This is a genomic window from Streptomyces sp. A0592 (assembly GCF_004795115.1).
GTDB classification, from domain to species: Bacteria; Actinomycetota; Actinomycetes; order Streptomycetales; family Streptomycetaceae; genus Streptomyces; species Streptomyces erythrochromogenes.
Map to the genome: position 1 here is coordinate 231,423 of NZ_SSBM01000007.1, position 18,826 is coordinate 250,248.

Sequence of the window (18,826 nt, forward strand, 5' to 3'; positions counted from 1 at the left end):
GGGAAGGCGTGGTCCGGATCGTGCGGGTTGTCACGGTCCGGGGCCCACGGCGGATCACTCGAAGCGGGCTGCGAGCAGCACGATGTCCTCGGGGGCGTCGGTCGGCCGCCCGTCGGGCAGCACGGTCCGCAGGATGTGGTCGCACAGGGCCGCCGGGTCCTCCCGGGCGGCGCGAGGCGCCCCTGCGGCCGCCGCGTGCAGTCGCGCGTACGCCCGGTCCATCGGGTCGCCGGTGTGGTGCAGCAGCCCGTCGGTGTAGAGAAGCACCGTTTCTCCGGGTGCCGGTTCGATCTCCATGCTCGGCGCCTCCCAGCAGGACAGCATGCCCAGGGGCGCGGAGAGCGAGGTCTCCACGTACTCGGTGCGGTGTTCGCCGATGAGGAGCGGCGGGGCGTGCCCGGCCCCCGCCATGATGATCTTGCTGCGCCGGCCGTCGGCCTGCGGCCCTCCGGCGGGCTCGCAGTAGGCGAAGAGCGCGGTGGCGCAGCGGGCGGGCTCGGTCAGCCGCAGCAGCAGTTCCAGGTCCGACAGGACGGCCACGGGGTCCTCGCCCTCCATGACGGCGTAGGCGCGCAGGGACGCGCGCAGCCTCCCCATGGCGGCGACGGCGCTCGGGCCGGATCCGGTGACGGAGCCCACGGCCAGTCCCAGGGCGCCCTCGGGCAGCGGCAGCGCGTCGTACCAGTCGCCCCCGCCGCGCGGTCCCGTGTGGTGGCGGGCCGCGAGCTGCACCCCGGGGATCCGGGGGAGCCGGCTGGGCAGCAGTTCCTCCGCGACGGTGGCCAGGCGGGTGCGGGATCGTTCCACCTCCAGCATCCGGGCCAGGTGCTCGGCGGCGTGGCGCACGTACAGCCCGGCCAGGTCGCGCTGGCGGTCGCTCGGCTCGGCCTGCTCGTCGTAGAGCCACACGGCGGCACCGAGCCGGCCGGTGGCCTCGGCGGTCAGCGGGAGCGCGTAGCTGGCGGCGTAGCCGAGCCGGGCGGCGACCTCGCGGTGGCGGGGGTCCACGGGGGCGGCGAATCCGCCGGTGCCGGGGGGTGCGTCCGGTTCGGGGAGGACTTCGGAGCCGCCCTGGGCGTCGGGCAGCCCGTCGAGGATCCGTCCGTAGCAGGTCGCGCTGCGCGGGACGGTCTCGATGTGGCCCAGGTCGGCGTGGCCGAGTCCGAGGCCGATGGTGGCGGTGGGGCCGAGCCCGTCGGCGGGCTCCAGGACGATCAGGCCGCGGCGGGCGCCGACGAGTGCGGCTCCGGCCCGCAGGAATTCGTGGAGGGAGGTGTCGAGGTCGCCGGTGCGGGCCAGGCGCTCGGTGAGCTCGTGCAGCGTGGTGAGGTCCGAGACCATGCCCGCCAACCGGTCCTGGATGACGCTGCCCGGTGCGGTCGGCGGGGCCGGTGCGGGTGTGGGTCGGGCGGGTGCGGGCGCCGCAGTGTGCGGCGACGCGGTGACAGCTGGATCGATTCCAGCCACTTTCGGCAGATGCGGGGCGCTCATGGCGTCCGCCTTTCCACCTGGTGCGATTCGCCGAATAGCATCGCAAACCCCCAGACCGTGCTGCGCCGCCATCAAGGAATCCACATCTACACGCACACATGGATGCATGTCCAGCATTGCCCAGGTGGGAATCCTGGTGTCCAGGAGGCGGCAACTCACCGTCGGGCCAAGGCTAGAACTTGGCCGGAAAAAGCTGGAAGCAGTCGGTTTTTGAGGTCGACTGGACGAGCTCCGCAGGGGGGTCGGGTACGTACTCGGTAGTGGCCGAGGTCAGTTGGCGTACCGGGAACCGCTCGGTCGCGGTCTGTCGTCCTAAGCGGCGGCAGCCGGTCTAGGCAGTCGGCGCGGGTCGCGCTCCATCCCCGCCGGACGTTTGATGGACCCGTAAGAAAACTGCACGAACCGCGTGAACCCGCCCCTGGCGGACAGTGACGCGAAACCTGTACGTGTGGTGAGTCACCGGTTACATGGTGTGATGTGGCCCTCGGCGTTCAACGGAAAGGAACGAGCGCTCATGCGCGAGATCCTCGGAAGGCGTCTCCAGCGGCTCCGCGATCGCTTTCAATCCCTGCGCCCCGACCGGGGTGGGAGCGGCGGCACTTCCGCTCTCCTCGAAGCGGCGCTCACCTGCGCCACCACCTGGCAGTGGCCCGTCCTGCCCGGCGTCGGCCTGTCCGGTACGGACGGCACGCGCTGCGCCTGCCCCGACCCCGACTGCGTCGTCCCCGGCGCCCACCCCTTCGACCCGGGTCTGCTCGCCGCTTCCACCGACCCCCGGATGGTGTCCTGGTGGTGGACCAACCGGCCCACCGCACCGGTCCTGATGGCGACGGGCGGAACCGCTCCGTGCGCGGTGAGTCTCCCGGCGGGCGCCGCCGCGCGGGCCCTCGTGCGACTGGACGCGCAGGGGCTGAAGCTCGGCCCTGTCGTCGCCACACCCACCCGGTGGGCGCTGCTCGTGGCGCCGTACTCGCTGGAGCGGCTCGGAGAACTCCTGTACGCGAAGGACCACGTGCCCTCCTCGCTGCGGTTCCACGGCGAGGGCGGCTACCTGCTCCTGCCGCCGTCCGCCGCCTCCAGCGGCGGCCGGGTGCGCTGGGAGCGCGAACCGCGTGCGCTGCAGCAGGGTCCGGCCGATCCGAAGTCCCCCGGCGCGCAGGCGTCGCAGGCCGCGGGGGCGAAGCTCTGGCTGCCCGACGTCGAGGCGGTCGTGGACGCGCTGGTCGAGGCGAGCAGCAGTGCGCCCGGCGGCGGCAGCCGGCTCGCGTACTGACCTGTGAGGTCCCGCAGGATCACTCGTACGGGTGCCAGCGGGACGAGTTTCCAAGGGAATTGGGCGCGGGGATCTCCGCGCCCCTTTCCCGCGTCGCTATCTTCGGCGAATGAATCTCCGCCTGATCGGTATCGGCGCCGGTGTGCTGATCATCTTGTCGCTCCCGCTCGCCGGTGCGATCGCCGGGCCTGATTTTGCCGGTCAGGACGACGGAAAGGGCGGCGGCCTGTTCAAGACCCTCGGCCTTTCGGACCCCGCGCGTACCTCTCCCTCGCGGACCGGACGTCCGGCGGAGCCGGCCGCGACCCAGCCGTCCGGCCCGGCGGAGCAGCCGCGTACGGATTCCCGCTGCGGTCCCGAACTGTCCTCGCCCCACGGAGTGGAGGCGCAGACGTGCGTGCTGGTGGCCGAAGGCCGCACGTGGGGCAGGAGTTACTACAGAAACACGAGTGGTCACGCGTTGGATGCCGTGCTGACGGTGATGGGTCCGGCCGGGCGCACGGTGCAGATCCGCTGTTCGGTCGGTGCCGGTGACGAACCCGGTCTGTGCGAGACGCCGCAGGAGGACTCCGCCGGGGAGCCCGAGAGTTACTCAGCCGTAGCGGAGTTTGCAGTTCCGGATGATGAAGGGCAGCTGCTCTTGAGGTCCGGGAGCAACTCACCGGCACCGGGTGACGGTTGAGTACCGTCGTAAATGGAAGGGCCCGGTCGCTGGCGACGGGGGATGCACCAGCGACCGGGCTACAAGAACGGTAACAAGAGATCGCCTGTTCGCAAATTCGATCTCTGATATTCAGACACCGATTTGCAGACGATTAGCGGGAGTTGTGACTCCGGTCACCGGCTCCGCGCGCGTGCGCGACGTCAGCTGAGGGTCACCTGGCGGTTGGTGAGACCGCCGCGCGCCCGGCGCTCCTCCGTGGTCAGCGGAGCATCCGTGGCCAGTGCCTTGGCCAGCCGCTCCGCGAACTGTGCCGCCGGCTTCTCGACGTCGTCGGCGGTCACTCCGGTCGGCAGGTCCCAGACCGGGACCATCAGACCGTGGGCGCGGAAGGAGCCGACGAGCTTCGTGCCCTCGCCGAGCGAGGACGTGCCGGCCGCGTGCAGCCGCGCGAGGGCGTCGAGCAGCTTTTCCTCGGGGTGCGGCATGACCCAGCGCAGGTGGTTCTTGTCCGGGGTCTCGCACCAGTAGGCGGCGTCGACGCCGGTCAGCTTGACGGTGGGGATGGCGGCCGCGTTGGCGCGCTCCAGCGAGGCGGCGATCTCCGGGGACGCGTTCTGGTCGCCCTCGGATTCCGGAATCCAGAATTCGAAGCCGCTGTGCACAACCGGCTCGAAACCGCCGTCGGCGTCCAGGAGATCCTGAAGTCGGGGACCCTCCGCGGGGACCCGGCGGGCGGCGACCGGAGTTCCCGGCTCCGCGACGAGCGCGCGCTCCAGGGTGTCGGCCATGTCGCGGCTGAGGTCCCCGGTGGTCGTCTCGTTCTGCAGGCCGAGCAGTACGGACCCGTCCTCGCGGCGCAGCGCCGGCGAGGCCATGGGCAGTACGGTCACCAGTGTGACGGAGGGGACGCCCTCGGGCAGGCCGCCCTTCAGCGACAGCGGGATGGTGGCCGCGGGCACGAGCTCGCGCAGGGCGACCCAGTCGCACTCGCCCGGCAGGCCCTCGAAGGGCCGCTGGACGTGCTCGGTGACGGCGTGTGCGGCGGCTGCGCCGTGACAGGCCTTGTAGCGGCGCCCGGATCCGCAGGGGCAGGGCTCGCGTGCGCCGACAACGGGGATCTCACCGTTGTTGAGCTGCGGCTTTGCAGACTTGGCTGCGGGGCGCTTCTTGGCCATCGTGCGTGTCTCCCGGTTGCGGCGGTACGGCGTCGTGTCTGGGCGCGAGCCTAGCCGTTCGTACCGCCGGAACCGGTGGGGTGCGGCCGGGAGCACGGTCGGCGTGCGCTCCCGGACGGCCGCCTGTACGGATGACCGGTACTGCTGTGCTGATGTTGAGCTGTTGTGCGGTCAGGGGTCCCGGTTCCAGAGGGTCCTGGCTCCCGAGCCCACGCGATCAGACATCGAGATCGTCGAATGCCGTGCTGAAGTCGATCGCCGGGGGCGCAACGCGCGTAGCGAAATCCTCGTGCCGGGGCCCACAGGCGACGACCACCCAGACGGTGACCTCACCCGCCGCTCCGTCCCGGACACCCCAGTCCTGGGCGAGGGCGCTGATGATGTTCAGCCCCCGGCCGCCGCGTGCGGTGACCGAGGGCGTGGAAGGAACAGGCCGGGTGGGCCCACCCCCGTCCGTGACCTCGACCGTCAGCCGCCCCACTCTGTCGATGCGCCATGCGGCGCGTACAGCCCCGTCCCCGACTTCCCGCGCGCCCAGCGGCCTGCCGTGTCGGCAGGCGTTGCTGAGCAGTTCGGAAAGGATCAGTACGGCATCGTCCACGACCGAATCGGCCACCCCGCTGATACGCAGTTGTTCGCGCATCCGCTGCCTGGCCTCACCCACGCCCGCAGGACCATGGCGTACGTCCATGCACGACGACGTGGGCACTTCTTGTGCCACCACCAACGCCACCCCCGGAACCTCCTTAGCCCCACGCATGGTCTGGATGCCCCCTTGGCCTGGACCGGAAACCGCCGAAGCAGGCCGCGCTGACGCATTCGCGCCGATCGAATGCGGAGCGGATGCGCCGGAGCACACCCTGTGACGGAGGGGGTGGGGGTGACGGGTGCGCAAATCGGGACGTCAGCGCCCCAGTTGGGACAGAACTTGTCGAGGTCTGTTCGTAATGATCGCTTCAACACCTAGATCAGCGCAGAGCTGAACGTCTTCCGGCTCGTTCACTGTCCATACGTGAACGGAGTGGCCCGCGCCCTGAAGCTTGCGGATGAATCCGGGATGATTGCGGACGATCCGCATCCCGGGGCCGGCGATCGTCACCCCGGCCGGCAGCCGCCCGTCGCGCATCCGGGGCGAGATGAACTGCATCAGGTACACGGTCGGGACCGTCGGCGCCGCAGCCCGTACCCGGTGCAGGGAGCGCGCGGAGAAGCTCATGACCCGGACCGGGTGCGGGCCCCCGGCCGGGGGTGCGTCCAGGCCGAAGCGCTTGAGGAGGAAGAGGAGGCGTTCCTCCACCTGTCCGGCCCAGCGGGTCGGGTGCTTCGTCTCGATTGCGAGCTGTACGGGCCGTCCGGTGTCCGCGACCAGCTCCAGGAGGCGCTCCAGGGTGAGGACGGAGGTGCGCTCGGGGTCGGCGTCCCAGTCGGGGGACTCCTCGCGGTCCTTCCAGGAGCCGAAGTCGAGGGCGGCGAGATCGGCCAGCTCCAGGGCGGAGACGGCTCCGCGGCCGTTCGAGGTGCGGTTCACCCGGCGGTCGTGCACCAGGACCAGATGGCCGTCGGCGGTGAGCCGGACATCGCATTCGAGGGCGTCTGCGCCGTCCTCGATGGCCTTGCGGTAGGCGGCCAGGGTGTGCTCGGGGGCATCCTCCGAAGCGCCGCGGTGGGCGACGACCTGGATGGTGCGCGGCATTGCGTGGGTCACCGGGTCATGGTGCCACCGTCAGCCCTCCGGGGGTCGGGGTCCGGCCCTGCGAGTGCATCCGAAATGCCGGACATAAAGAATGGGGGGAGATGCACAGGTCCGGCTTACAGTGCTCTGACGGGGCATGGGAAAGGCTTTGCTCTGGAACTTGTACGGCACGTCGAACGTTCAGCCGGATCGATATCGCCGGATTTCTGCAGCTGTGTGTGACGAGGAGAGAGAGCTGTGAGCACCGAGAACGAGGGCACCGCGGCCCCCACACCCCCCGCGGCCCCGTCCGTGACCCCTGCTCAGGGCTCCGAGACGGCGCCGGCGGCCCCCGCGCCCGCCCCGCATCCGGGCCACGCCCCGCAGGACGCCGCCCCGGCCGCTCCGGCCGTGCCGCCCGCCCCGCCTGCGGCACCCGCCGCCGGTGAGCAGGTGACCCAGCAGCTTCCGCCGACGCCCGCGCCGGGCACCGAGCCGACCCAGCAGATCCCGCCCGCGCCCGCGGCGGAGGTTCCCGGCTACGGCCGGCCCGCTGCGCCGACCGCGCAGGTTCCCGGCTACGGCCAGCCCCCCGCGCCCCCCGCGCCGGCCGCGCACGGAGCCGAGGGCTGGCCGCCCCCGCCGCCCACCGTGCCGGCGTACGGCGCCGGCGGCGCGGGCGGAGGCCCCGCCTGGGGCGCTCCCCCGGCCGCAGAGGGCTATCCCGCGCCCAAGCCGAAGGGCAGGGGCGGCATGATCGCGGCCGTGCTGGTGGCGGCCCTCCTCGCGGGCGGCATCGGTGGCAGCGTGGGCTACTGGGCCGCCGAGCGCAGCAACAACGGCAGCGGCTCGACCACCATCAGCGCCACCAACACCCCGAAGGACCTCAAGCGCGAGGCCGGCTCCATCGCCGGGCTCGCCGCGGGCGCACTGCCCAGCGTGGTCACCATCGAGGCTTCGGCCGGAGACGGCGAGGGCGGCACCGGCACCGGGTTCGTCTACGACCAGCAGGGCCACATCCTCACCAACAACCACGTGGTGGCCTCCGCCGCGAACGGCGGCAAGCTCTTCGCGACCTTCTCCGACGGCAAGCGGTACGACGCCGAGGTGGTCGGCCGCGCCCAGGGCTACGACGTCGCCGTGCTCAAGCTGAAGAACCCGCCGGCCGGACTGAAGCCGCTGGCGCTCGGCGACTCCGACAAGGTCGCGGTCGGCGACGCCACGATCGCGATCGGCGCCCCGTTCGGCCTGTCCAACACGGTCACCACCGGCATCGTCAGCGCCAAGAACCGCCCGGTCGCCTCCGGTGACGGCACCGGCAGCAAGAACTCGTACATGAGCGCGCTCCAGACGGACGCCTCGATCAACCCGGGCAACTCCGGCGGCCCGCTGCTCGACGGCCGTGGCGCGGTCATCGGCATCAACTCCGCGATCCAGTCGGCCGGCAACGGCGGCTTCGGCGGCGGCCAGGCCGGCTCCATCGGCCTCGGCTTCGCCATCCCGATCAACCAGGCCAAGAACGTGGCCGAATCGCTGATCAAGACGGGCAAGCCGGTCTACCCCGTGATCTCGGTCTCCGTCGACCTCCAGGCCAAGACCGAGGGCGCGAAGATCTCCGAGCAGGGCGGGGCCGCCAACGAGCTCGTCGACCCCAACGGTCCGGCCGGCAAGGCGGGCCTGAAGCCGGGCGACGTCATCACCGACTTCGGCGGCAAGCCCGTCGACAGCGGCCCGACCCTGATCAGCATGATCTGGACCTACAAGCCCGGCGACACCGTGAAGCTGACCTACCTGCGCGACGGCAAGCCGACCACCGTCGACATCACGCTCGGCTCCAGGGTCGGCGACAAGTAGCACCACCGGCCACGGCAGTGGCCCGGTGACGAGGGGCCGTGGGCGCGATTCCGCCCACGGCCCCTCCAACGTCCGCTTATGATTCCCTGGTGTTCGATTCTCGGCACATACGGACGTTCCATACGGTGGTCGCCTCCGGCTCGTACTCGGCGGCCGCGCGCGTGCTGGGGTACACCCAGCCCGCCATCACCCAGCAGATGAAGGCGCTCGAACGCGCCGTCGGAACCCCGCTGTTCACCCGCGTGGGCCGCAAGATGCACCTCACCGAGGCCGGGGAGTCCCTGTCCCGGCATGCCGAGACCATCCTCGGAAACCTCTCCGCCGCCGAGGCCCAGCTGAGGGCGTACGCGCGCCTGCGCACCGGCCGGGTCAGACTCTGCGGCTTCCCCAGCGCCAACGTCACCCTCGTCCCGGAAGCCCTGAGCGGCCTGGCCAAGGACCACCCGGGCATACAGGTTGAACTGCTGGAGGGAGAGCCCCCGGAGTCGCTGCGACGGCTGGAGCGCGGCGAGTGCGACATCACCCTGGCCTTCACCTATCCCGGCCTGCACGAGGAGGTGCCGGAGGAGGTCGCCGAGGTCAGGCTGCTGGAGGACCAGCTGACCGTGCTTCTTCCGACCGGGCATCCGCTGGCCCGGCGTCGCGCCGTGCACCTGGCCGACCTCGCCGAGGAACGGTGGATCGCGGGCTGCCCGCGCTGCCGGGCGAACCTGCTGCACGAGTGCGCGGAGCTGGGCTTCGTGCCCGACATCCGCTTCGCCACCGACGACAACCTGGTGGTGCAGAGCCTGGTGGCCCAAGGGCTGGGCGTGGCCATGATGCCCGCGCTGGTCCTGCCCTCGCTCTCGCTGAGCCGGGTCTGCGGACGCGCGCTCCAGCCTGCCGCCCGCCGGCACATCGCGGCGTACGTCTACCGGGACCATCTGCGGATCCCGGCGACAGCCGTGGTGCTGGACGCACTGAAGCGGGTGGCCGCCAACCGGGTCGGCTGCTGACCAATCCATAAGCGCTGCTTGGCATTTCACGTCACAACTGTCGTTGGACGCGATGGAACGACGCCCGCACGCTGCCCGTATGACCACCACCACACCGGCCCGTACCACCACGAGGATGGCCGCCCTCGTCAGTGAGATCCGTACGGTCGTGGAGCGGGGACTGGCTCCCGACCTCACCGCCTACCTCGTGGGTGAAAGGCTCGCTCCGCACCTGGGGGAGCCCGACCTGCTGACGCCGATGCAGCAGGAGGGCGACCCCGAGCGCTACCGGCAGCACATCCTGCACGCGGAGTCCGACGGCAGCTTCTCCGTGGTGGCGCTGGTGTGGCTGCCCGGCCAGGAGACCTGCATCCACGACCACGTGTCGTGGTGCGTGGCAGGGGTGCACCAGGGCGAGGAGAGCGAACGCCGCTTCCGCCTCGCACCCGGTGCGGGTCCGGCCCGGCTGGTGGCGACGGAGGACGTGGTCAACGCCCAGGGCGACGTCTGCGGATTCGCGCCCCCCGGCGACATTCACAAGGTGCGCAACTCCTGTTCCACGAAGGCGATATCGGTGCATGTGTACGGCGCCGACGTGTCCCGGCTGGGGACCAGCATCCGTCGGGTCTACAAGCTCCCCGTCGACTGATGGCCCTCCTCCATCGCCCCCAGGGCGCAGTGGTTCGGGATGTTTCACGTGAAACATCCACTCCCTGGCCCGGGTTGGCGCTGGCTGTCGGCGGAGCCCTGGTCGCGTGGTGCGTTCACCGCCTCATACCGGCCGTGCCGATGCTGACCGCGTCGGTGGTGCTGGGCATCGCGGTGGCGCACCTCCCCGGACCGCGGACCTTCGTGCGGGGCGCCGGGCGCGCGGGCCTCTCGCTGGCCGGCCGGCGGCTCATGCGGATCGGTATCGTCCTGCTGGGCCTCGGCCTGGGGCTGGACCAAGTGCTCCGGCTGGGGTGGGCCACGGTGGCCATGGTGGTCGCAGTCGTCGCGGCCACGTTCTTCGGCACCCTCTGGCTGGGCCGCAGGCTGGGGCTTCCGGGCGACCAGCCACTGCTGATCGCCACGGGGTACTCGATCTGCGGGGCCTCGGCGATCGGCGCGGTGAGCCAGGTCTCGGGCAGCGACGAGGAGGACGTGGCGGCCTCGGTGGCACTGGTCACTCTGTGCGGAACGCTCGCCATCGCCGTACTCCCCCTCCTGCAGGACCCGCTGACCCTTTCCGACCCGGCCTTCGGACGGTGGGTCGGCGCCGGTGTCCACGACGTCGGTCAGGTGGTGGCGACCGCGCAGACCGCGGGCCCGGACGCCCTGGGCGAGGCGGTGCTGGTCAAGCTGATGAGGGTCGCCCTGCTCGCCCCGCTGGTGGCGGCAGTCGCCTTCTCGGTACGGGCCCGGCGGCGCGGGGCGCGCACCCCCTCGGGGCGTCGGCCGGCCCCGGTGCCGCTGTTCGTGGCAGGGTTCCTGGCCGCGGCCGCGCTGCGCGCCACCGGCGTGCTGCCCGACGTAGTGCTGGAGTGGGCGCACACCATGCAGGAGGCTCTGCTGGCGGCGGCCCTGTTCGGGCTGGGAAGCGCGGTCCATCTGCCGACGCTTGCCCGGACCGGGGGGCGCGCGGCGGCGCTGGGACTGGGCGCGTGGGTGGTCGTCGCCGGAGTCTCGTATGCGGGCGTGATGCTCACCGTATGACGCTGCAACGGCCGGGAGTTGGCCATTTCCTGGCCGGAACCGACCGAAGGTTCTGACTGCCCGCTGACATTGAAGCGGGGCCGTGCCACTCTGCCCCGGCAAGCCGCACCACGTACGACGCACCACGCACAGCCGATCCGCACCGACCGCTCTTCACCCCCACCCTGCCCGGCTCCGACCGGTCCGGGCACGGCAGAAGGAGTCATGCGTGAATCGTCATCGCACGGCCTTGTCCGTCCTGCTCTCGGCGGGCGCCCTGGTCGCGGGCGTCCTGACGGCGGCCACCCCCTCGATCGCGGCGGACGCTCCGACGTCCTTCCGGCCGCAGCACACCCAGGGCTTCTGGACCGCCGAGCGGATGCGGGCGGCCACCCCGCTCGACGTGACGGCGGTCCCCGGTGCTGCCCGTACCGCGGTGGCCGCCTCCGCCACCCCGACGGCCATCGCCCCGACGGCCGCCGCTCCTGCCGCATCGCCCGCGGCGTTCCCGCAGGCGGGCGGTGCCTGGACGGGCGGCGGGGCAGTCGTGAAGACCTCGGGCCGGGTCTTCTTCACGATGGGCAGCCGCACGGCCTCCTGTTCCGGCAACTCGATCACCAGCGCCAACGGCAGCACGGTCATGACGGCCGGCCACTGCGTGAAGTACCAGGGTGCCTGGCACACGAACTGGGTCTTCGTACCCGCCTACAACAACGGGTCGGCGCCCTACGGCCAGTGGTCGGCCACCAAGACCTTCGCCACCGACCAGTGGGCGGCGAGCGAGGACATGAACATGGACGTCGGCCTCGCCGTCGTCGCCCCGCTGAACGGCCAGACCCTCAGCCAGGCCGTCGGCGCACAGGGAGTCCTCTTCAACGGCGGCTACAACAAGAAGATGTACTCCTTCGGCTTCCCCGCGGCGGCCCCGTACGACGGAACGAAGCTGGTCTACTGCAGCGGCAACAGCGGCAAGGACTTCCTGCTCACCAAGGACCACAGCCTGGGCTGCAACATGACCGGCGGCTCCAGCGGCGGCCCCTGGTTCCAGGACTTCAACGAGGCCACGGGCCTCGGCACCCAGGTTTCGGTGAACAGCTTCGGCTACACCTTCCTGCCGAACCGCATGTACGGCCCGTACCTCGGCAACGAGGCGAAGGCGGCCTACGACAAGGCGCAGGCCTCCTGACCGCACAGTCGCCCGCCACCCCCGCCCGGCCGGTACTCTGTACCGGCCAGGTGGGTTGCCCGAGCGGCCTAAGGGAACGGTCTTGAAAACCGTCGTGGCAGCGATGTCACCGTGGGTTCAAATCCCACACCCACCGCAGATGAACGGCCCCTGACCGGTACGACCGGTCAGGGGCCGCTTTCATGCCCCCTACGCGACGAGATCTCCGTCGGGGTAAGGCGCGCGGTGCGATTTTCGGCTTGCGGGCCGACAGTCGGTGTGCCGGGTCGGTGGCCCGGGCCTGACCTGGGGCAAGGTGGCCCCGGAAGGCCTGTCACCAGGGGCCGGGACATGGGCCGAAAAGTCAGATTGATCCTTCCGGGTGGTGTTTGTCGGAAGATCGGCGCGTGTGATGAGCGCAGTGCGGTTGCCCCCACATCATGACGAATGTATTCAGATCCGCCCGTCGGAACAACGCGAATCGAGGCACTCAGTCATGGCTCACCGCAACATCCTCACGTCGCTCTGGACCTCGGTCCTGGCCGCCCTCGTGGCCGTCCTCTCCTCCCTCGGCTTCGGCGGCAAGGCGGCTCCGGCTGCTGCTGCCTCCTCCGCCGGTGGCGCGACTGCGGCCGCTGCCACCGCCGCCCCCGTGCGCCGGCCGGCCGTCACGGCTCCGCGGAGTTGGCGGGAGATGATGCGGGGCGGTTCGCTGCCGCCGACCCTGAAGCAGCGCATCCGGGCCGAGGCCCACGGCAAGACCCCCGGTGTCCGCCGCTCGACCACCGCCGCAGCCATGGGTGCCGCCCCGGGAACCGCCACGCGCGTCCTGACGCCTTCCGCAGTGCCCGCCCCCCGCGCACCCCGTGCCCCCCATGTCCCCCGCGCAGGACGCGCCGCCCGTGCCACCCGCGAGACGCTGGCGCTCGCCGCGTAGCCCCGTACGGGCAGGCAGGGTGAAGCAGGACCGCAGGCAGAAGCCAGGTGCGCAAGCAGCAGCATGAGCTGCAGCAGAAGAAGCGGCAGAGCAGAAGAAGCGGCAGAACAGCAGAAGCGGCAGAACAGCAGAAGCGGCAGAACAGCAGAAGCAGTACGCAGGTAGCGGCAGGGACGTAGGAGCAGGTTCGTAGAAGCAGGAACGCAGGCAGGCGCTGGAGCCCGGTCGGTCGTGGCCGTGGATCGCGCCGTGCGGCGCCCCGGCAGCGGGGCGCGGATGGATCACCCCGGCGTGCGCCGGGGAGCGTGCAGGGGGCGTGGAGCTTGGTATTGCAGGGCCGCAGGCCCGGGAGACGGTGGGGTTCCCGGACGGCGCGGCCCTTTTCGGCATGTCCGGGAGCGGCGATCTGGCGGAACGCTTCATCCCTTCTGCGGCGCGGGGTTCAGCCGGTTGCAGGGTGCTGACCTGGGGCTTCGGGGGAGCGAATGGGTTTATCCGTTGTTGGTCATACTTGCGGGGGATTCGGGTGCTCCGGGGTGGTTCGCCGGGGATTCGGTGGGCAACTCTGGTCTCGCGACGTCGTCAGCACAACGGAACGACCGAGGCGGTCGGCCAACTGCCTTGGAGTAATTCCCACTTCGGTTTCTGGAGGAATGAAGACATGGCAAGCATCCGTACCGCCCGCGTCATCGCCGCTGTCACCGCCCTTCCCCTCGCCGTCGCGCTCTGCGGCGGAGTGGCGTCGGCCGACAACGGCTCCTTCGCGAACGACGGATCGAATGCGAGCGTCGCCAGCGTCATCGGCAGCGGCGTGGGTGGCGACAACAACGGCAACTCGTCCACCTCGCAGCAGGTGGCCACCGGCTCCGGTGCCTCCAACCAGAACAACACCGCGCAGGTCAACGGCTCGGCCTTCACCGCGATCAACCAGGGCAACTCGAACGTGGCGGTCAACTTCCATCCCTGGTGGTAGCGGCGGCAGCAGTCGCTCCGAATCTTGAGGGCGCCCGTGCGACCGGACCGGCTGGGGTCCGGTCGCGCGGGCGCCCTCGCGCATGTCCCGCCGGCTTCGGCGACCTTGACACCACGGGTAAATCTGACGGACAGTCAGTTACCTTGTTGATGTGGACGCCGGGAGGCCTGCGCCGTGCACCTCGCCCCGACCGAAGGCCAGTTGCGGCTCCGTGCCGAACTGCGCTCGTACTTCAAGGAACTGCTGCCCGACGGAGTCCCCGAGGACCCGGCCCACCAGCGCGGACTGCTGCGCCGCATCGGCGCCGACGGACTGCTCGGCCTCGGCTGGCCCGTCGAGTACGGCGGGCAGGGCCGCGGCGCGGACGAGCAGTTCGTCTTCTTCGACGAGGCCTACCGGGCGGGCGCACCCGTCTCCATGGTCACGCTGAACACCGTCGGCCCGACCCTGATGAAGTACGGGACCGAGGAACAGAAGGACTACTTCCTCCCCCGGATCCTCGCCGGCGAGATCGTCTTCGCCATCGGCTACTCCGAGCCCGAGGCCGGCACCGACCTCGCCTCCCTGCGCACCCGCGCGGTCCGCGACGGCGCCGACTGGCTGATCGACGGGCAGAAGATCTTCACCTCCAATGCCCAGAACGCGGACTGGATCTGGCTCGCCTGCCGCACCGACCCCCAGGCTCCGAAGCACAAGGGCATCTCGATCATCCTCGTGCCCACCGACGACCCCGGCTTCTCGTGGACCCCGATCGACACCGTCGGCGGGCTCACGACCACGGCGACCTACTACGACTCGGTCCGGGTGCCGGCCGGCAACCTCGTCGGCCCCGAACACGGCGGCTGGGGGCTGATCACCAACCAGCTCAACCACGAGCGCGTGGCCCTCGCCGCCATCGGCATGCAGGCCGAGGACTTCTACGAGCTCGCGCTCCGGCACGCCCGCACCCCCGACCCGGCCACCGGAGAGCGGCCCGCCGACCTTCCCTGGGTGCGGTCCCGCCTCGCCGAGGCCCACGCCCGGCTGGCCGCCGTACGCCTCCTCAACTGGCGTCTCGTCCAGGACGTGGGCAGCGGAAACCTGGCGCCCGGCGACGCCAGCGGGGTGAAGTTCCTCGGCACCGAGTCGGCCGTCGAGGTGTACCGGATGTGCCAGGAGGTGGTGGGCGAGGAGGCGCTCGTACGGGGGACGGCGGCCTTCGCGGGCGGCGAGCTCGAGCGGATGAACCGGGCCGCGCAGATCAACACCTTCGGCGGCGGGGTGAGCGAGGTCCAGCGGGAGATCGTCGCCATGATGCGGCTCGGGATGAAGGGGAGGAAGCGATGACGGCGGACGCAACCGGCACGGCCGAGGAGGCGGCCCGGTTCCACACGCTGCTGGCGGCCTTCGAGGGAGCTCCGGCCGCCACCGCCGGCCGGGGCAAGGACGCGGTCAACGAGCCGATGATCCGCCACTGGTGCGAGGCGATGGGCGACAGCAACCCCGCCTACGCCGGGCCGGCCGCCATCGCTCCCCCCACCATGCTCCAGGCCTGGACCATGGGCGGGCTCTCCGGCCACTCCGACCGCTCCTCCGCCTACGACGAGCTCTTCGCGCTCCTCGACGGCGCCGGTTTCACCTCCGTGGTCGCCACCGACTGCGAACAGGAGTACCTTCGTCCGCTGCGCCCCGGCGACACGGTCACCTTCGACGCCGTCATCGAGTCCGTGTCGCCGCGCAAGACGACCAAGCTGGGCACCGGCCACTTCGTGACGACCCGCATGGACGTCCGGGCGGGCGGGGAGCCCGCAGGCACCCACCGCTTCCGGATCCTCAAGTACGCGCCCGCCGGAAGACCGACGAAGGAGCCCGAGGCCGGACCGAAGGCAGCTGCCCAGCGCCCGCGCCCCGTGGTCAACCGCGACAACCAGGGCTTCTGGGACGGCGTCCGGGAGCACCGGCTGCTGATCCAGCGCTGCACGTCCTGTGCCACCCTCCGCTTCCCCTGGCTCCCCGGCTGCAACACCTGTGCGAGCCCCAACTGGGACACGGTCGAAGCCTGCGGCAGTGGAACCGTTTTCAGCTACGTCGTCATGCATCACCCGCCGTTCCCGGCCTTCGACCCGCCCTACGCGGTCGCGCTCGTCGAGCTCGCCGAAGGGGTCCGCATGATCAGCAACATCACCGGTGTCCCGTACGACAAGGTGCGCATCGGCCTCCCCGTCCAGCTGGAGTTCCTGCGCGTCGACGACGACCTCGAACTCCCCGTCTTCCGCGGGAGCGAGGGCTGATGGACTTCCACCCCACGGAGGAGCAGGCCGCCGCGGCCGGTCTCGCCGCCCGGATCCTCTCCGACCTCGCCACCCACGAACGGCTCGCCGCCACCGGTACCGGTAGCGACGCCGACCTCTGGAAGGCCCTCACCGCGGCCGGACTGACGGCCGCGGTCGAGGAGATCGGCCTGCTCGGACTGGTCCTGCTGCTGGAGGAGCAGGGCCGCACCACCGCCCAGGTGCCCTTCGCCGCCACCTGCGTGTACGGGATCCTCCCCGTGGTCGCCCACGGCAGCCCGGAGCAGCGCGCCCGCCTGCTGCCCGCGCTCGGCAGCGGGGCCGCGGTGGCCACCGGGGCCTTCCCGGCCCGCGGCCGGATCACCGCCCAAGGCGGCCGGCTCACCGGGACTGCCCCCACGGTCCCCTGGCTGCGCGACGCCACCCACGTGCTGGTCCCCGACACCGAGCTCGCCCTGTGGCTCGTACGGACCGACGCGCCCGGCGTGCGGACGTCCCCCGTCGATACCACCGCGCCCTGGTCGGCGGGCCGGCTGGACCTGAGCGGGGCCGACGCCGAACGCGTCGGCTCCGACGGCGCCTACGAGCACACCCTCGCCGCCGCCCGCACCGCCTTCGCCGGGCTCCAGGCGGGCGTCTGCGCGGGCTCGCTCGCCCGCGCGGTCGAGTACACCTCCACCCGTGAGCAGTTCGGCCGGCCGCTCTCCACCAACCAGGGGGTCATGCTGCGCGCGGCCGACGCGTACATGGACACCGAGGCGATCCGGGTGACCACGTACGAAGCGGCCTGGCGCATCGACCAGGGGCTCGCGGCGAACGAGCACGCGCTGACGGCGGCCTGGTGGGCCTCCGAGGCGGGCAGGCGCGTCGTGCACGCGGGCCAGCACCTGCACGGCGGCATGGGCGCCGACCTGGACCACCCCGTGCACCGGCACTTCCTGTGGGGGCGCCAGCTGGACGCGTACCTGGGCTGCGGCAGCGAGCTGCTGGCCGAGCTGGGAGCTTCGATAGCCGAGGGGGAACAGGCATGAACGTCGGCGACACGCTGCCGCCGCTGGAGATCGCGGTCACCCGCACCCTGATCGTCGCGGGTGCGATCGCCTCCCGCGACTACCAGGACGTGCACCACGACGCGACGCTCGCGCGGGAGAAGGGCTCCCCGGACATCTTCATGAACATCCTGACCACCAACGGTCTCGTCGGCCGCTACATCACCGACCACCTCGGGCCCCGGGCCGTCCTGCGCAAGGTGGCCATCCGGCTCGGCGCCCCCAACTATCCGGGGGACACCATGACCCTCACCGGAACGGTCACGGCCGTGCTCGGCACCACCGTCGAGATCCGGGTCGTCGGGGTCAACGGCATCGGACACCACGTGTCGGGCACGGTCACCGCGGAGGTGGCGGCATGAGCGTCCGCACGCGGGACCAGCTCGGCGGCCGGGCCGCGATCGCCGGCATCGGCGCGACCGAGTTCTCCAAGGACTCCGGTCGCAGCGAGCTGAAGCTGGCCGTCGAAGCCGTGCACGCGGCCCTCGACGACGCCGGGCTCACCCCCGCCGACGTCGACGGCATGGTCACCTTCACGATGGACACCAGCCCCGAGATCACCGTCGCCCAGGCGGCGGGCATCGGGGAGCTGTCCTTCTTCTCCCGCATCCACTACGGCGGGGGCGCCGCCTGCGCCACCGTCCAGCAGGCCGCCCTCGCCGTCGCCACCGGGGTCGCCGAGGTCGTCGTCTGCTACCGCGCGTTCAACGAGCGCTCGGGGCGCCGTTTCGGGTCCGGCGTCCAGCAGCGCGAGGCCTCGGCGGAGGGCGCGGCGCTGGGCTGGTCGCTCCCCTGGGGACTGCTGACCCCCGCCTCCTGGGTGGCCATGGCCGCCCAGCGCTACCTGCACACCTACCACCTCACTCCCGAGGCCTTCGGGCACGTCGCGGTCACCGACCGCAGGCACGCCGCGAACAACCCGGCCGCCTATTTCCACGGCAAGCCGATCACCCTCTCCGACCACGCCGCCTCGCGCTGGATCGTCGAGCCGCTGCGGCTGCTGGACTGCTGTCAGGAGACCGACGGCGGCCAGGCTCTCGTCGTCACCACGGTCGAGCGGGCCCGTTCCCTGCGGCACGCGCCTGCAGTGATCACCGCGGCGGCGCAGGGCGCCGGACGCCGCCAGGAGGGCATGACCTCCTTCTACCGCGACGACCTGTCCGGGCTGCCGGAGATGGACGTGGTCGCGCGCCAGCTGTGGCGCACCAGTGGGCTGCGGCCCTCCGACATCGACGTCGGCATCCTCTACGACCACTTCACGCCCTTCGTCCTGATGCAGCTCGAGGAGTTCGGCTTCTGCAAGCCGGGCGAGGCCGCCGACTTCGTGGCCGCCGACGCGCTCCCGCTCAACACCCATGGCGGCCAGCTCGGAGAGGCGTACCTGCACGGCATGAACGGCATCGCCGAGGCCGTCCGCCAGCTGCGCGGCACCTCCGTCAACCAGGTGGCGGGGGCCTCGCGCGCACTCGTCACGGCAGGTACCGGGGTGCCGACGTCCGGGCTGATCCTCGGCGCCGACGGCTGAGACCCCGGTCCCTGCCGGGCCCCGCCCCCTCCACCTTCAGGGGGTGGGGATGGCCCTACTCCTACAACCTGAGATGGATCCCCCATCGGCACCTGCGGGCGATTCCAGCGATGACGGGCGCTCCTAGCGT

The 18,826-nt window shown here is 71.4% G+C and carries 17 protein-coding genes, 1 tRNA gene and 1 pseudogene; 15 read left to right on the plus strand and 4 right to left on the minus strand.

What is annotated here, in order from left to right; translation table 11 throughout:
* Positions 1–54: 54 nt before the first annotated feature.
* Positions 55–1,608 carry a PP2C family protein-serine/threonine phosphatase gene (locus E6U81_RS13685; protein WP_136230350.1) on the minus strand — a complete coding sequence of 518 codons (1,554 nt, stop codon included), beginning with the start codon at positions 1,606–1,608 and terminating at the stop codon, positions 55–57.
* 397 nt (positions 1,609–2,005) lie between these two features.
* On the opposite strand from E6U81_RS13685, the gene E6U81_RS13690 reads away from it, so the two are divergent.
* Together E6U81_RS13690 and E6U81_RS13695 are read left to right on the plus strand one after the other, a co-directional pair.
* Entirely contained in the window at positions 2,006–2,764 is a 759-nt protein-coding gene (locus E6U81_RS13690; RefSeq protein ID WP_136230351.1) for a bifunctional DNA primase/polymerase, read from the plus strand.
* Positions 2,765–2,873: 109 nt separating this feature from the next.
* Positions 2,874–3,446 (plus strand): hypothetical protein, encoded by a 573-nt coding sequence (locus tag E6U81_RS13695; protein WP_168714624.1) that lies wholly within the window; start codon positions 2,874–2,876, stop codon positions 3,444–3,446.
* A 182-nt stretch (positions 3,447–3,628) separates the two neighbouring features.
* Here E6U81_RS13695 and E6U81_RS13700 read toward each other — a convergent pair whose 3' ends face one another.
* From E6U81_RS13700 to E6U81_RS13710, 3 genes and pseudogenes are all read right to left on the minus strand, one after another.
* Entirely contained in the window at positions 3,629–4,603 is a 975-nt protein-coding gene (locus E6U81_RS13700; RefSeq protein WP_136230353.1) for a DUF5926 family protein, read from the minus strand.
* Between the two features lie 217 nt (positions 4,604–4,820).
* A pseudogene (locus tag E6U81_RS13705) lies at positions 4,821–5,422 on the minus strand (ATP-binding protein).
* 85 nt (positions 5,423–5,507) lie between these two features.
* Positions 5,508–6,296 carry a glycerophosphodiester phosphodiesterase gene (locus E6U81_RS13710; RefSeq protein WP_206309926.1) on the minus strand — a complete coding sequence of 263 codons (789 nt, stop codon included), beginning with the start codon at positions 6,294–6,296 and terminating at the stop codon, positions 5,508–5,510.
* 237 nt (positions 6,297–6,533) lie between these two features.
* Between E6U81_RS13710 and E6U81_RS13715 the strand changes: the two genes are divergently transcribed.
* From E6U81_RS13715 to E6U81_RS13775, 13 genes are all read left to right on the plus strand, one after another.
* Positions 6,534–8,129, plus strand: coding sequence for a trypsin-like peptidase domain-containing protein (locus tag E6U81_RS13715; RefSeq protein ID WP_168714626.1), 1,596 nt, complete (start codon positions 6,534–6,536; stop codon positions 8,127–8,129).
* 89 nt (positions 8,130–8,218) lie between these two features.
* A complete protein-coding gene (locus E6U81_RS13720) occupies positions 8,219–9,124 on the plus strand; it encodes a LysR family transcriptional regulator (RefSeq protein ID WP_136230355.1) in 906 nt (301 codons plus the stop codon).
* 79 nt (positions 9,125–9,203) lie between these two features.
* A complete protein-coding gene (locus tag E6U81_RS13725; RefSeq protein WP_136230356.1) occupies positions 9,204–9,752 on the plus strand; it encodes a cysteine dioxygenase family protein in 549 nt (182 codons plus the stop codon).
* On the plus strand, positions 9,752–10,798 hold the full coding sequence (locus E6U81_RS13730; protein ID WP_136230357.1) for a putative sulfate exporter family transporter: 1,047 nt from the start codon (positions 9,752–9,754) through the stop codon (positions 10,796–10,798). The genes E6U81_RS13725 and E6U81_RS13730 overlap by 1 nt, the downstream gene beginning before the upstream one ends.
* 208 nt (positions 10,799–11,006) lie before the next feature.
* The gene (locus E6U81_RS13735; protein WP_136230358.1) at positions 11,007–11,963 is read left to right on the plus strand and encodes a peptidase; all 957 of its coding nucleotides are present in this window, start codon (positions 11,007–11,009) and stop codon (positions 11,961–11,963) included.
* A gap of 49 nt (positions 11,964–12,012) precedes the next feature.
* A tRNA-Ser gene (locus E6U81_RS13740) sits at positions 12,013–12,099 on the plus strand.
* Positions 12,100–12,438: 339 nt separating this feature from the next.
* A complete protein-coding gene (locus E6U81_RS13745) occupies positions 12,439–12,879 on the plus strand; it encodes a DUF6344 domain-containing protein (protein ID WP_136230359.1) in 441 nt (146 codons plus the stop codon).
* A gap of 661 nt (positions 12,880–13,540) precedes the next feature.
* Positions 13,541–13,852, plus strand: coding sequence for a hypothetical protein (locus E6U81_RS13750; RefSeq protein WP_136230360.1), 312 nt, complete (start codon positions 13,541–13,543; stop codon positions 13,850–13,852).
* A gap of 174 nt (positions 13,853–14,026) precedes the next feature.
* A complete protein-coding gene (locus E6U81_RS13755; RefSeq protein ID WP_136230361.1) occupies positions 14,027–15,178 on the plus strand; it encodes an acyl-CoA dehydrogenase family protein in 1,152 nt (383 codons plus the stop codon).
* Positions 15,175–16,122 carry an OB-fold domain-containing protein gene (locus E6U81_RS13760; RefSeq protein WP_136230362.1) on the plus strand — a complete coding sequence of 316 codons (948 nt, stop codon included), beginning with the start codon at positions 15,175–15,177 and terminating at the stop codon, positions 16,120–16,122. The genes E6U81_RS13755 and E6U81_RS13760 overlap by 4 nt, the downstream gene beginning before the upstream one ends.
* Complete coding sequence (locus E6U81_RS13765) at positions 16,122–17,153, plus strand: acyl-CoA dehydrogenase family protein (protein WP_136230363.1); 1,032 nt, start codon at positions 16,122–16,124, stop codon at positions 17,151–17,153. The genes E6U81_RS13760 and E6U81_RS13765 overlap by 1 nt, the downstream gene beginning before the upstream one ends.
* Positions 17,150–17,533: a MaoC family dehydratase gene (locus tag E6U81_RS13770; RefSeq protein ID WP_136230364.1), complete on the plus strand. Its 384-nt coding sequence runs from the start codon at positions 17,150–17,152 to the stop codon at positions 17,531–17,533. Before E6U81_RS13765 ends, E6U81_RS13770 begins: the two co-directional genes overlap by 4 nt.
* Positions 17,530–18,696: a lipid-transfer protein gene (locus E6U81_RS13775; RefSeq protein ID WP_136230365.1), complete on the plus strand. Its 1,167-nt coding sequence runs from the start codon at positions 17,530–17,532 to the stop codon at positions 18,694–18,696. The genes E6U81_RS13770 and E6U81_RS13775 overlap by 4 nt, the downstream gene beginning before the upstream one ends.
* Positions 18,697–18,826: the final 130 nt, after the last annotated feature.

Coding starts and splice junctions, on each gene's coding strand:
- E6U81_RS13685 (WP_136230350.1), bottom strand. CDS start 1,608: ATGCTGGACATGCATCCATGTGTGCGTGTAGATGTGGATTCCTTGATG.
- E6U81_RS13690 (WP_136230351.1), top strand. CDS start 2,006: ATGCGCGAGATCCTCGGAAGGCGTCTCCAGCGGCTCCGCGATCGCTTT.
- E6U81_RS13695 (WP_168714624.1), top strand. CDS start 2,874: ATGAATCTCCGCCTGATCGGTATCGGCGCCGGTGTGCTGATCATCTTG.
- E6U81_RS13700 (WP_136230353.1), bottom strand. CDS start 4,603: ATGGCCAAGAAGCGCCCCGCAGCCAAGTCTGCAAAGCCGCAGCTCAAC.
- E6U81_RS13710 (WP_206309926.1), bottom strand. CDS start 6,296: ATGCCGCGCACCATCCAGGTCGTCGCCCACCGCGGCGCTTCGGAGGAT.
- E6U81_RS13725 (WP_136230356.1), top strand. CDS start 9,204: ATGACCACCACCACACCGGCCCGTACCACCACGAGGATGGCCGCCCTC.
- E6U81_RS13730 (WP_136230357.1), top strand. CDS start 9,752: ATGGCCCTCCTCCATCGCCCCCAGGGCGCAGTGGTTCGGGATGTTTCA.
- E6U81_RS13745 (WP_136230359.1), top strand. CDS start 12,439: ATGGCTCACCGCAACATCCTCACGTCGCTCTGGACCTCGGTCCTGGCC.
- E6U81_RS13750 (WP_136230360.1), top strand. CDS start 13,541: ATGGCAAGCATCCGTACCGCCCGCGTCATCGCCGCTGTCACCGCCCTT.
- E6U81_RS13760 (WP_136230362.1), top strand. CDS start 15,175: ATGACGGCGGACGCAACCGGCACGGCCGAGGAGGCGGCCCGGTTCCAC.
- E6U81_RS13765 (WP_136230363.1), top strand. CDS start 16,122: ATGGACTTCCACCCCACGGAGGAGCAGGCCGCCGCGGCCGGTCTCGCC.
- E6U81_RS13770 (WP_136230364.1), top strand. CDS start 17,150: ATGAACGTCGGCGACACGCTGCCGCCGCTGGAGATCGCGGTCACCCGC.
- E6U81_RS13775 (WP_136230365.1), top strand. CDS start 17,530: ATGAGCGTCCGCACGCGGGACCAGCTCGGCGGCCGGGCCGCGATCGCC.